Genomic DNA, 11,769 nt, shown 5'->3' with positions numbered 1-11,769 from the left:
CCTGGACCCTTATTTCAGGATGTCGGCGATCTTCTCGGCGGCGGCATTGAGTGCATCCGCCGAGGACGTTTTGCCGGCCATGGCACGGCCGATCTCGTCGGCAAGGACCTGCTGTGCGGCATCCGATCTGGGATGGCGGATGCGCCACATCTCGCCCTTGGCCGAGACGTCGTATGCGAGCTGCAGCGCCGGGTAGACGGGAACGAGCCAATCGCTGTCCGGCTTGGAGGAGAGCGTCGACTTGCGCGCCGGGAATGTGCCGAGCGCGTTCGCGCGGAAGGCTTCGCCCTCCTTGGAGGACAGCCATTGCACGAAGGCCCAGGCGGCCTGCTTGTTCTCGCTCTTGGCGCTGACCGATCCGCTCCAGATGCCGCGATGGGCGCCGGCGCTTGCCGAACCCGTCGGCATGACCTGTACGCCGACCTGCTCCGGCTTCAGCGTCGTCGTCTTGGGGTCCACGGCGGAGCTGCGATACACGCTGCCCCACTGGAACATCGTGGCGACGGTTCCCTGCCGGAATGCCTGGAGGGATTCCGTATAACCATGCGCCAGGGCTCCGGGAGGGGCGTATTCGAGCAGCTTGCGATGCGTATCCAGCGCCGCGACGCCGATCTCGCTGTTGAAGGCCGGCTTGCCATCGGCGTCGAGCAGCTTGCCGCCATTCGCGTTCATGATGGTCTGCCAGATGGTGGGGGTCAGCGGCTCGCGCACGAAATAGGTGTCGACCGCCCAGGCATCCGTTTTCCCATCGCCGTTCGTATCCTGAACCAGCTTCGGCGCTTGCTCCATATACTGCGCCCAGGTCAACTCCGGAGTCGGATGCGGAACGCCGGCCTTGTCGTAGAGCGCGCGGTTGTAGAACATCATGAGCATGTTCGAACGAAGCGGAGCGCCATACTGGACGCCGTTCCACTCGCTGGCCGCCAGCGGCGCGGTGTTGAAATCGGCCCAGTCGTAGTCTGGAGCGGTCCACGCCGCGAATTCTGGGCTCTTGAGGTCCGCCAGGGCGCCGACTTCGGCAAGCTGCGGCGCCCACGGATCGTCGATGATGAGCACGTCGTAGGTCGGTGTCGGGCTCGTGGCGTCGAGCATCATCTTGGCCAGCAATTCCACATAGGGAACGCCGTCGACGGTCACCTTGATGTTCGGATAGTGCTTGTTGAACTCCGCGACTTCCGTTTCCTGTATGGCGTTTGAAAACGCCTCGTTGGCCATGACGTGGATTTCAACAGGCTGCTCGGCGGTTCCGAGGCCCTCCTGTGCAAGGGCGCTGATACCCATCGCGCCAAGAAGCGCGAGGGATGCCGTTCCGACCATGAGCATGCGACGCGACACCGAAGTCGCAACATCTGCAGGCTTACTCATTCACTCCTCCCAGTACCTATGCCGGAGACGTCCTCCAACGCGTCGGATCATATATTCTATAGAATCCAGAATATAGAGTCACCTAACCGAAGGCGGTCCTCGATGTCAATGGTGTGGTCTGGGGAACCCGATTCCGCGCTGGCTGAGGAACTTGTTCGGAGGAACGTTGTCGACCGCGCGGCTGCTACCGACGTGCATGTGGTGGCGGCATCGCAAAGCGCGTCCTGACGGTACGCACCATCCATGCAATCGCCGAGCCTGTAGACGGACACCAGGCACGATGCTGGCAATTGGCACTGGCAGATCAACGCCTGAGCCCCTTAGGGCACGTCACGAAATGGAGAGGATCTCGAGTTCGCACTGCCCGAACTGCACAAAGTCGCCCACGGCTTTGCCAAGCAGTGCGATGGCAACCGGCGAGCCATGAGATATCGAGGCCTGAGCCGGGTTGGCCTCGTCGTCGCCGACGATGCGGAAGGTCTGGATGCGGTCATCGTCGCGCTTGAAGGTGACGGAATGACCGAAGGCGACCACTGCATTGGAGGTAGGTGCCGGCATGGGCTGGGCCGTGCGGACGCGCTCGGCATAGTAGCGCGTGTCTCGCACCGGTACGGCCGACTGCCGTCGCCTCTCATTGACGTCTTCCAGCTTGCTGGCGGTCTCGAGCGCCTGCTGCGCACGGGTCAGTTCATCCTGCAGCATTTTGAGGCCGGCCTCGGTGACCAGGTTGATCCGGTCGGGAATAGGGCGAGGTGGCAAGATGGTTTCCGATGCGGCCTCGGCGCTTTCCTCCTTGGCAAATGCGACGCTCAATTGCTTGGAACTCCCGGTCGAACACTGTTGGCCAACGGATACCCCAGCGCTGGCCAAAGCTGCAACAATAGGATGGGTGACGAGGCACCCGTATCTCCCCGCAAGGGGGAGATAGGTGGGCGCCTCCCAAAAGCCACTACTGCCGCTCCGCAGCGCTTTCCTCGCGCACTTTCTTGAACTCCGAGCCATCGTGCCAATCCGGCCATTTGTCCGAATTGGCGAGCTCCGATCCCATCTTGTAGACCAGGTCGACATCCTCGGCGATGCCGGACAGATCCCAGTCGGCGCTCCATTCGTCGGCCGGCTGGTGATAGCGCTCCGCCACATATGTCTTGTACCACGCCTCGCCGCCCTCCTTGCCGCCTTTGACAAGGTCCCTGGCCCCATCCAGGCCGAACGACATGGCAGGGACACCTGCCTTGGCGAAGGAGAAATGGTCGGAGCGGTAGAACAGCCCGGCCTCCGGCTTCGGGTCGGGCGTGAAGATGCGGCCTTCCGCCTTGGCGTAGCTGGCGACTTCATCTTCGAGGCTGACGTCGCCATTGCCGAACGGGCTGATGTTTTTGGCGCGGCCGTTGGTGGTCAGTGCATCGAAATTCAGCACCGCGGCGGTCTTCGGCAGCGGATAGAGCGGGTTCGCGGCATAATACATCGATCCGAGCAGTCCGGTCTCTTCCGAGGTGACCGACAGGAAGACGACCGAGCGCGCCGGCTGTGGCGCCTTGGCCTGCAGGCGCGCCACTTCCAGAAGAGAAGCAAGGCCGGTGCCGTTGTCGACCGCGCCATTGTAGATCTTGTCGCCTTTCGCATCCGGCTCACCGACGCCGAGATGATCCCAATGAGCGGAATAGATCACCGCCTCGTCCGCCTGCTTCTTGCCGGGCACGAAGCCGATGACATTGTGGGTGACGATCTTGTCGTGCTTGGCGTTGAAGGCGACCGAAAGCGTTGCGCCTTCCAGAGGCACTGGCGAGAAGTCGCGCGTCTGCGCCTTGGTCTTCAGTGCGTCGAAATCCTGGCCGGCATTCTTGAACAGCTCGACCGCGACATCGTGCTGGATCCAGCCCTTCAGCGGAACATGCACACCGGCATTGTTGTCGCGGATGATGTCGAACTGATCGTCGGTGAACGAGTTCTTGACCGTCGGCCATCCATAGGCAGCCGGCGCGGTCTCGTGCACGATCAGCAGGCCGAGTGCGCCCTGGCGGGCGGCCTCCTCATATTTGTAGGTCCAGCGCCCATAATAAGTCATGGCCTTGCCGCCGAAATCGCCCTTGCCGGTTTCGAAATCCGGATCGTTGATCAGCACGACGCCGATCTTGCCCTTGAGGTCGACACCCTTGAAATCGTCCCATTTGCGTTCGGGCGCGCTGACGCCGTAGCCCAGGAACACCAGCGGAGCGTTCTCGATGGCGATCTTGGTGTCGTCAGTCTGAGCGGGCATGATCGCGACGTCCTCGCCCTGCTTCAGGGTTTTTGGCGCTTGCTTGCCCGCGCCAAGCGTCGCTGTCACCGCACCGTCGAAGGACGACTTGACCAGCGGCACGGCCTGCGTCCAGCCGCGCTTGCCGTCGTCGCCCTTGTCGCCGCCCGGCTGCAGGCCGGCCGCTTCGAACTGCTCGGACAGGTATTTGACGGTCTTCTTCTCGCCTTCGGTGGCGATGCCACGTCCTTCGAATTCGTCCGACGCCAGCACCTTCACATGGTCGGAAAGGCGCTTCTCGTCCACCTCTTCCTGCGCCTGCGCGTAACCCACCGGGATGGATACCATCGCCAGCACGAAAGCCGATCTCACAATTTTTGACATGTCATCCTCGATGAGCTTCTCGCCAAGTGCCCCCAAAGCGTCGCCCATCGCGGGACGATGGTTTCATCTTCGTGCAAGTCAGTCGATAAAATAGGATTGGACCAGACGGACCGGCCGATCACCACCGCACCGCTTCCGCCGCTCATCCGGTCGACCGCGTCTGCCGGAGCCTCGCAACATGACGGCAGGAATGCGCCCGCGCAACATGGGAACAAACGCGGGCGCCGCTGCCATCAGGTCGCTTCGAGCACCATGTTGAGCGGACTCTCGGCGGCCCTGCGAACCCTGGTGAAGCCGCCGGAGCGGATCACCTCGGCCAGCCGTTTCTCTCCCGCCTGCGCGCCGAGCGCGAGGCCGGTCTCCTGGGCCAGCGAGGTGGGAACGCAGATCATCGTCGAGGCCGAGTAATAGAGCCGTCCGACCGGGTTGATGTTGTCCTCCAGCGTGTCGCCAGCCATCGGCTCGACCACCATCCAGGTGCCACCGTCTTTCAGCGCCCGTCTGATATGCGCCGCCGCTTCCGCAGGATCGCCCATGTCGTGCAGGCAGTCGAAGCAGGTGACCAGATCGAAGTCCTGTCCGGCGAAGTCCTGCGCCCTGCCGACCTCGAAACGCACATTGGTCACAGCATGCGCCCTCGCATGGGCGGTTGCCGCGGCAATCGAAGCCGGATGGAAATCGTAGCCGGTGAAGCGCGACTTGGGGAACGCCTGCGCCATGAGGATCGTCGACAGGCCATGCCCGCAGCCGACATCGGCGACCTTCGCGCCGGCCTCCAGCCTGTCGACCACCCCGTCGAGCGCAGGCAGCCATTCCTGGACGAGCGCATTCACGTAACCGGGACGGAACAGCCGTGCTACCGCGCAGAACATGCAGCCGGCCTGATCGCCCCACGCGACGCCCCGCCCGGTCTTGAAGGCGGACTGGACCTTCGCCTGGTTCTCGACCATCGCCGCGGCAGTATCGAATGCGCCGATCAGGTTGACCGGACTGTCGGGCTCGGCGAAGACGAAGGCCTGCTCCGGCGTCAGGGAGAATTTCCCGCGCTCATAATGCACGTAGCCCGAGGCCGTTTGCGCCGACAGCCATTCGCGCACGTAGCGGGGCGCGCATGCCGACGCTTCGGCGAGTTCTTCGGCCGTTGCCGGTCCGATCCGCTTCAAGGCCGCGTACAGGCCAAGCGCGTCTCCGATCCGCACCAGCGGCACGCTTACGGCTCCGCCAAGATCGCCAAGGACGCGGCCGACGAGTTCATTGAGGACGGTTTCGTTGAGTTGTGTCATGTCCATGCTCCTCCTTGTTTTCCATCCAAGGATGAGACATGCCGTGGCGCAGGACATGAGGCGGCAGTCCCGCACGAGGACAAAAATCCGGCCACGTGGAGAGGCAGATGTCCCGCGTGGAGGGCCGTCGAGGGCCATCCAGCCTCCCGGGACGGTCACTCCCTGCCGGACAGCGTCATGATGATGGCTTGGGACCGGCTGTGCACACCGAGCTTGCTGAAGATCGCGGACAACTGGTTGCGGATGGTCTTGACGCTCTTGCCGAGCCGTTGTGCGATGGTCCGGTTGTCGAGCCCCTCGGCAACGAGATCCAGTATGGCTGCTTCGGCGGCCGTCAGGCCGGCTTCGCGGATTGCGCGCGCATGTTCCGGACGGTCCCGGCCGAGGAAAGTGGAAAGTTCGGCCTGGAATACGGCCCAGGCCGGCTCGCTCGGCAACAGCACATGGTTCTTGCTCTCCAGCGGCACGAAGCGCGCGCCCGGTATGGTGGCGGCAAGCCTGCGGCCTTCCTCGAAAGGCACGCGCATGTCGAAACGGCTATGCGCGATCAAGGTGGGGACGCGCAGCCCGGATGCGAGGTCCAGCACGTCGATACCTTGCATGTGCCAAAGCAGTTGCGCGGCGACATCGGCCGTTGCCGTCACCTTCTCGAGGTCGCCCCACCAGCGGTGCTGCTCGGGTGTTCCGTCCGGTATGAACAGGTTGGTGAAGAACTGGCAGAATGCCGGATTGTCGCGCCCCCAGCCGATGCGAACGAAGTTCACGAGCGTCTCTGCCTCCAGCCGCTCGGCCTCCGTCCGCGCCCGAACCCGGGCGCCCTGGCTGTAAGCATTCAGGAGGACCAGATGCGATACACGCTCTGGGTGCCGCATCGCGAAGGCGAGGGCGAGGGCGCCGCCTTGCGAAAGGCCGAGGAGGACGAAGCGAGGCTCCTCGATCGAAGCGGCCACTGCGTCCATGTCCGCGTGCCATGCTTCCACGGACAGGTCGGCGACATGCCTGTCCGACAACCCGCAGCCGCGAGGGTCGTAGCGCACAAATCGATTGTGCGCCGAAAGAGCCTGAAGCCACGGCCGCCAGATCGGGCTTTCGAGATCGTAGTCGACATGGCTCAGCCAGTGCGCCGCCCGCAGGATCACCTGTCCCGTTCCGCACGACGCAACGGCGATACGGGCGCCGTCGGCCGAGGTGCAGAACCGGATGCTCTGGCTGAGCTTCATGGCCGGATGATATCGCAGCGGAAGATCGGGCGACAAGTTGATCTGATGATGGATCAGACCGGTGCCCGCATCATAAAACGGTCTACGCCTGATGATCGTGGAAGAAGCCGTTCGTCCGCGTCGTTACACCGACCGCCGGGCCACGCATGATCGGCTTCGCCTCCGATCATTTCACCGTCTGCAGCACCGCGGCTGCGATCGTGTCGACGTCCGGTGGCACCCGTTTCGCTCTTCCAGGGTCGTAAAGATCGAGCACCGTCACGGTCAGGTCGATCAACCCGTCGATATCGATCAGCCTGGAGCCCAGCGATATGTCGCCGAGCATCCGTTCAAGCACATCCGCCTCGACCCGCTCTGCATCCAATTCGGCCGCCTTGACGCGCTCGCGCAGAAGAAGTGCCCGTGGTTGGGATGCGAGCCAGTCGTGGGCCTTCATCGCGCGCCTCACCTCCCGCAAGGGCCGGATCGCGGTCTCGCGCCAGACGCGGCAGTTCTCGTCGAACGCCCGAATCTGTTCCGGATCCGGAACGCGCCCGCAGACGCCGCCGTGCAGCACTGCCAGCATCAGCGGAATGTCCAACCCGTGGGCGTCCTGCAATCGAAGACAGGCCGGGGCGACATCGGGACGGGCATAGACGCCGAGCATGAATGCCCAGAGATCGAGCGGCGCCTTGTCGTTGTCGGCCTTTTCCACGGTTTGGCCCCCTGGCTTGTCAGTTGAACGGCCTCGTTCGGCCAGGCTGGAGAAGCAGCCTTTCTCTCATTCCGCAAGCAGCGTGTCGCGAATGCTCTCCTTGAGCCCGCCCCACCGCTTGATCGCGCCCGTATCGATGTCGAAGAGGTCCAGCGCCCGCGCGATGGAGTGGCTGACGATGTCGTCGACGCTCGCCGGCCTTGTATAGAAGGCCGGGACGGGCGGCATGATGATCGCTCCCATTTGCGTGAGGCGCACCATCGTTTCCAGATGTCCGAGGTGAAGCGGGGTTTCGCGCACCATCAGGACAAGGCGCCGCCGTTCCTTGAGCGCGACATCGGCGGCGCGGCTCATCAGGGTCGAGGTGACCCCAGTGCTGATCTCCGACATGGTCTTCACCGAACAAGGGGCGACAAGCATCCCCATGGTTCGAAACGATCCCGAGGCGATCGTCGCGCCGACGTCGGCCACCGGATGGATCACGTCGGCACGCCCCTCGAGACCGGCCTTGTTCAGGCCGAGCTCCTGATGAAGCGTCAGTATGGCCGAGCGGGAGACCACGAGATGTGTCTCGACCCCGGCGGATCGCGCCATCTCCAGCGCCGCGAGGCCGTATGCCGCCCCCGATGCGCCGGAGATGCCGATGATGAGTCGCCGCGAGGTCATGATTACCGGCCCGGGAACCAGTCTTCGGACTGCACCGTGTCGGCCAGCCGCAGGCGTTTGCGTTCGAACTCGGCTTCACGCCCCCAGGGCTTGGTCGCATCCACGAGCAGCCGGCCCCAATGGTCCTTCTGCTCGTCGCGGTAGAAGGAAGGGGTCTCGGGGATGATCATCATGTCCTTGTCGGGGCGGCAACGGGTCAGGATGGCCCATTGCACATCATCCATGCTGTAGATGTTCACGTCGGTGTCGACGACGGTGATCTGCTTGGCCCAGATCGGTTCTGCGCCGATCGTCGCCAGCATGACCTGGCGGGCATGGCCCTCGAACTGCGGCTCGATCTGCACGATCGCATGGTTGACGAAGGGCTGGCACGTCACGTTGACGATCCCCGGCAGGGCGGCACTGAGGCGCTGGTAGATGTTGGCCGACACAGAAAGTTCCAGCGTCAGCACTTCCTCGGGCGAGCCGCAAAGGATCGAGTGGAACAGCGCGTCCTTGCGCACGGTGACGCCGAGCACTTCGAAGACGGCGTTGGGGCCGACCGGCACGTAGTAACCCATGAATTCGCCGAAAGGGCCCTCCGGACGACGCTCATTGGGCAGGAATCGGCCTTCGATCACGACCTCGGTTTCGGCCGGCACCTCGAGGTCGATGTGGTTGCACTTGCGCATCGCGATCGGCCGCCCGCGCAAGCGCGCGGCCACTTCCAGCTCATCCACGTCGTAGGGCAGCGGCGCCGCCGCGGTCAGGAAGGCGTGGGCGGGCGGGCCGATCAGCATGGCAGCCTCGAGCGGCTTACCCATCTTCTCGGCCTTCTCGTGGTAGATGGTCAGATGATGACGCGGTGCGAGGCGGCAACGCAGCTCGCCGTCGTTGATGTACATGGATCGATGGTAGGACAGGTTGCCGACCCCGGTCTCGGGGTCCTTGGCGATGAACATGGCAGAGGTGAAATAGGCGGCCCCGTCCTTGTCGGAATAGGTTATGAGCGGCAGGTCCGAAAGCTTGACCTCCTCGTAGGACGGCATCTCCGTTGCCGGAACCAGCGGCTCCTTCATCTCCGACGTGCCCAGCGAGGCGAGCTTGCTCCATTGGCGACAGAAGTCGCCGGCATCGATCCCGATGATCTCGCCCAGCCGCTCGCGCGTGCTGTAGACGTTGGTGATGACGGGAAACCGGGTTCCTTTTACGTTTGTGAACAGCACCGGCTTGGCCCACTTCTTCTGCGCCAGCTGGGTGACCGCTGCGAGCTCATGTGCGGGATCGACCTCGCGATCGACCCGCAAGACATCGCCACGCGCCTCAAGCTTGCGGACAAACTCTCTCATACCAACCTCCCGAACGGAATCAGCGGCCCTTCCCGGGCATGCTAAGAATGCGATTTGTGCGCGCTTCATGGGTCGAACGCAGGCGATAGCGGTCGCCCGGATAGATGAAGCGGCTGCGGGTGACTGGAATTCCGTCACGCCATGTGGAGCGATCGAGCAGCAGGCAGGGCTGGCTCGCATCGATCTGCAGGAAGTTGCGAACATCCTCATCGGGGCGGATTGCCCGGATGGTGTTGTCGATCGTCGTCACCGTGGTCTCGCGCAGCAGCCAGTTGTGCGGCGTGACGTTGGTGAAGTCCTGTTCGATGTAACCCGGCGCTTCCGCCCCGTTGACATAGCGGTCCTCGAGCTGGATCGGGGTTCCGTCTTCGAGATGGATGAGCCGCGAGAAGAAGACGACGTCTTCGGGTGGCAGTTGCAGCATGTTGCGGCCGGGGCTGTCCTTCCCGAGGATCGAGTGTTGCAGGACCCGGCAGCTGTGGGCCCCGCCGGATACAGAAATCTCCTCCGTGATATCCGGAAGGCTGAATATCGCGCATTGCATCCGGGGGCCGATGACGAAGGTGCCGCGGCCCTGGATGCGCACGAGCAGGCCATCGGCCTGCAGTTCGCGCAGCGCTCGCCGCACCGTCAGCCGGGAAGCCCCGAACTCCCCGGCGAGATCTCCCTCGGACGGGACCTGGAAGTTGGCGGGCCACTCTTCCGTTTCGATACGGCGATCGATGGCGGTCTTGATCTGCTCGTAGAGGGGTTGGTCGTTGGTCACGCGCTTATCCATAATGATATCATTATCCCTTCGATAACTCTCATATACACACCGCCAACATCAAGCCCAATTTTCGGCCGATTCCGTCATCAGCAGCTCGACATAGCTCAAAACCTGCCATCCTCCATGCCTTTTTGCGGTTTTCCTTTCGATTTCTGTTATTTTTTGGCATTCATAATCTCCCCCGTTGACATCTAAAAAAATATCAGATCACTTTTAAAGTGATATCACTAATGGCTGAAAAGCATCGGGCAATGGTGCCCGAAGCAATCCGCCGGCGCAGAAGTTCGTACCAAGGAGGGGTCATGCCGACCGAAAGCCTGCCAAAACTATCCATGTATATCGGCGGCGAATGGGTGGCCCCGGCCTCGGGGGCGTATATCGAAACCGTGGATCCCTTCACCGCGAAGCCGTGGGCACTCGTGCCGCGCGGCAATGCCGAGGATGCCGACCGGGCCGTCCGCGCCGCCCATAAAGCCTTTACCGAAGGACCCTGGCGCACGATGCACCCGAGCCTGCGCGGCCGCATCATCCAGCGCTTCGCCGAGTTGATCGAGGAAAACGCCGACGCGCTTGCCGAGATCGAGGTGCGCGACAATGGCCGTCTTCTGGCCGAGATGCGGCACCAGATCCGCTATATCCCGCGCTGGTATCACTACTATGCGGGCCTTGCCGACAAGATCGAGGGTGCGGTTCACCCCTGTGACAAGAGTGCGTTGAGTTTCTCGCGCCACGAACCGCTCGGCGTCTGCGTCGGCATCGTGCCGTGGAACGCGCCGCTGTTCCTGTTCTCGCTCAAGGCGGCGCCTGCTCTGGCCGCCGGCTGCACATTGGTGATGAAGCCGGCCGAATACACGTCGGCTACCGCGATCAAGCTGATGGAGCTGGTCGAGAAGGCAGGTTTCCCGGCGGGCGTGATCAACGTCGTCACCGGCTATGGCCCGGAGGTTGGTGAGCCTCTCGTTACCCACCCTCTCACGCGCCATGTCGGCTTCACCGGCTCCACCAGGACCGGCGCGCATCTTTATTCGCTGGCGGCAAAGGACATCAAGCGCGTCAGCCTGGAACTCGGCGGCAAGTCGCCGAACATCGTCTTCGACGATGCCAATCTGGACAACGCCGTTCGCGGCGTCGTGGGTGGGATCTTCGGCGCGGTGGGGCAGACCTGCATCGCGGGCTCGCGCCTCCTGCTGCATCGCAAGGTCCACGACCAGTTCCTCGACAAGCTCTCGGCCTTCACGAAGACCGCCCGCATCGGCGACCCAAGGCATGCCGACACGCGCATCGGTCCGATCGCCAATTCGATGCAATACGACAAGGTCCTCGGCTACATCGACATCGCCGTCCAGGAAGGTGCCGACCTGATCCTCGGCGGTAAGCGTCCCGACATCGCCGAATGCGAAGCTGGATACTTCGTGGAGCCGACCATCTTCGCCGGCGTCAACAACGATATGCGCATCGCACGCGAGGAAGTCTTTGGTCCCGTCCTTGCGGCGATCCCGTTCGATGAGCCGGAAGAAGCCATCGCAATCGCAAATGACAGCGAGTTCGGCCTGGCGGCCGGCGTCTGGACCGCGGATATGCGCCGCGCGATCCTGATGTCCGAGCGCCTGGAAGCCGGCAGCGTGTGGGTCAACACTTATCGGGACGTGTCCTACACCACCCCCTTTGGGGGCTACAAAAAGAGCGGTATCGGCCGCGAGAACGGCATCGAGGGGATCCGCGAGTTCTTGCAGACCAAAGCCGTCTGGCTCTCGACCGCGGAAGAGATCGCCAACCCCTTCGTCATCGGCTGATGGCGACGGGTCCGGCAGCCGCAGGAGGCCG

General features: G+C 63.2%; 10 protein-coding genes. 1 reads left to right on the top strand and 9 read right to left on the bottom strand.

Going from position 1 to position 11,769, the window contains the following annotated elements; all coding sequences use genetic code 11:
* Positions 1-9: 9 nt before the first annotated feature.
* From ACFWXH_RS23315 to ACFWXH_RS23275, 9 genes are all read right to left on the bottom strand, one after another.
* Positions 10-1,365: an ABC transporter substrate-binding protein gene (locus ACFWXH_RS23315; protein WP_379123702.1), complete on the bottom strand. Its 1,356-nt coding sequence runs from the start codon at positions 1,363-1,365 to the stop codon at positions 10-12.
* A gap of 330 nt (positions 1,366-1,695) precedes the next feature.
* Positions 1,696-2,178 carry a transcription elongation factor GreA gene (gene greA, locus ACFWXH_RS23310; RefSeq protein ID WP_379123701.1) on the bottom strand — a complete coding sequence of 161 codons (483 nt, stop codon included), beginning with the start codon at positions 2,176-2,178 and terminating at the stop codon, positions 1,696-1,698.
* Between the two features lie 136 nt (positions 2,179-2,314).
* Positions 2,315-3,985, bottom strand: coding sequence for a M28 family metallopeptidase (locus ACFWXH_RS23305; protein ID WP_379123700.1), 1,671 nt, complete (start codon positions 3,983-3,985; stop codon positions 2,315-2,317).
* 233 nt (positions 3,986-4,218) lie between these two features.
* Positions 4,219-5,268, bottom strand: coding sequence for a class I SAM-dependent methyltransferase (locus ACFWXH_RS23300; RefSeq protein ID WP_379123699.1), 1,050 nt, complete (start codon positions 5,266-5,268; stop codon positions 4,219-4,221).
* A 155-nt stretch (positions 5,269-5,423) separates the two neighbouring features.
* A complete protein-coding gene (locus ACFWXH_RS23295; RefSeq protein ID WP_379123698.1) occupies positions 5,424-6,488 on the bottom strand; it encodes an alpha/beta fold hydrolase in 1,065 nt (354 codons plus the stop codon).
* 166 nt (positions 6,489-6,654) lie between these two features.
* On the bottom strand, positions 6,655-7,182 hold the full coding sequence (locus ACFWXH_RS23290) for a TIGR02444 family protein (protein WP_379123697.1): 528 nt from the start codon (positions 7,180-7,182) through the stop codon (positions 6,655-6,657).
* Between the two features lie 66 nt (positions 7,183-7,248).
* Positions 7,249-7,848 carry a UbiX family flavin prenyltransferase gene (locus ACFWXH_RS23285; RefSeq protein WP_379123696.1) on the bottom strand — a complete coding sequence of 200 codons (600 nt, stop codon included), beginning with the start codon at positions 7,846-7,848 and terminating at the stop codon, positions 7,249-7,251.
* A gap of 2 nt (positions 7,849-7,850) precedes the next feature.
* Positions 7,851-9,176, bottom strand: a complete 1,326-nt coding sequence (locus ACFWXH_RS23280) for a UbiD family decarboxylase (RefSeq protein ID WP_379123695.1) — start codon at positions 9,174-9,176, stop codon at positions 7,851-7,853.
* Positions 9,177-9,195: 19 nt separating this feature from the next.
* Positions 9,196-9,954 carry a UTRA domain-containing protein gene (locus ACFWXH_RS23275; protein ID WP_379123694.1) on the bottom strand — a complete coding sequence of 253 codons (759 nt, stop codon included), beginning with the start codon at positions 9,952-9,954 and terminating at the stop codon, positions 9,196-9,198.
* A 293-nt stretch (positions 9,955-10,247) separates the two neighbouring features.
* On the opposite strand from ACFWXH_RS23275, the gene ACFWXH_RS23270 reads away from it, so the two are divergent.
* Positions 10,248-11,738 (top strand): aldehyde dehydrogenase, encoded by a 1,491-nt coding sequence (locus ACFWXH_RS23270; RefSeq protein WP_379123693.1) that lies wholly within the window; start codon positions 10,248-10,250, stop codon positions 11,736-11,738.
* The last annotated feature ends 31 nt before the right edge of the window (positions 11,739-11,769 follow it).

The sequence above is a fragment of the Mesorhizobium sp. NPDC059054 genome (genome assembly GCF_042739215.1).
In the GTDB taxonomy this organism is placed as follows: domain Bacteria; phylum Pseudomonadota; class Alphaproteobacteria; order Rhizobiales; family Rhizobiaceae; genus Mesorhizobium.
The sequence above is the reverse complement of the archived record's forward strand: the minus strand, read 5'-3'. Positions and strand labels throughout refer to the sequence as shown.

Bases quoted from the DNA above. Each gene is read 5' to 3' on its own strand.
- ACFWXH_RS23275 (WP_379123694.1), bottom strand. From the start codon at position 9,954: ATGGATAAGCGCGTGACCAACGACCAACCCCTCTACGAGCAGATCAAG.
- ACFWXH_RS23280 (WP_379123695.1), bottom strand. From the start codon at position 9,176: ATGAGAGAGTTTGTCCGCAAGCTTGAGGCGCGTGGCGATGTCTTGCGG.
- ACFWXH_RS23285 (WP_379123696.1), bottom strand. From the start codon at position 7,848: ATGACCTCGCGGCGACTCATCATCGGCATCTCCGGCGCATCGGGGGCG.
- ACFWXH_RS23315 (WP_379123702.1), bottom strand. From the start codon at position 1,365: ATGAGTAAGCCTGCAGATGTTGCGACTTCGGTGTCGCGTCGCATGCTC.
- ACFWXH_RS23305 (WP_379123700.1), bottom strand. From the start codon at position 3,985: ATGTCAAAAATTGTGAGATCGGCTTTCGTGCTGGCGATGGTATCCATC.
- ACFWXH_RS23270 (WP_379123693.1), top strand. From the start codon at position 10,248: ATGCCGACCGAAAGCCTGCCAAAACTATCCATGTATATCGGCGGCGAA.
- ACFWXH_RS23300 (WP_379123699.1), bottom strand. From the start codon at position 5,268: ATGACACAACTCAACGAAACCGTCCTCAATGAACTCGTCGGCCGCGTC.
- ACFWXH_RS23295 (WP_379123698.1), bottom strand. From the start codon at position 6,488: ATGAAGCTCAGCCAGAGCATCCGGTTCTGCACCTCGGCCGACGGCGCC.